The 509-nt window shown below is 41.5% G+C and carries 1 pseudogene; it reads left to right on the forward strand.

Annotated elements, in window-relative coordinates:
- Positions 1–509, forward strand: a pseudogene (locus A5877_RS17165) (hypothetical protein); the annotation flags it as partial.

The raw sequence follows: 509 nt of genomic DNA on the forward strand, positions 1-509 counted from the left end.
TCACTCGCACTTAGAGATGTCGAAATACTTGTGCTCAATGATGATGAATCACTGACTGATGTGCTCAGGCTTGCTGATTCACTGTTACTGATGCTTGTACTTACTGATAATGAATCGCTGATCGATGTGCTGGTGCTTGTCGACTCACTAATACTTGTAGATGTTGATTCACTACTTGACGTACTTGCACTTGTCGAATCACTGTTACTTACACTTGTGCTACCGCTAAAGCTTGCTGAATCACTCGCACTTAGGGAAGAAGAAACACTTGTACTCAATGATGATGAATCACTGATCGATGTGCTTAGGCTTGTTGACTCACTAATACTTGTAGATGTTGATTCACTATTTAACGTACTTGTACTTGTCGACTCACTGTTACTTACACTTGTACTGCCGCTAAAGCTTGCTGATTCACTCGCACTTAGAGATGTCGAAATACTTGTGCTCAATGATGATGAATCACTGACTGATGTGCTCAGGCTTGCTGATTCGCTGTTACTGATACT

The organism is Enterococcus sp. 3C7_DIV0644, from assembly GCF_002141235.1.
In the GTDB taxonomy this organism is placed as follows: Bacteria; Bacillota; Bacilli; order Lactobacillales; family Enterococcaceae; genus Enterococcus_D; species Enterococcus_D entomosocium.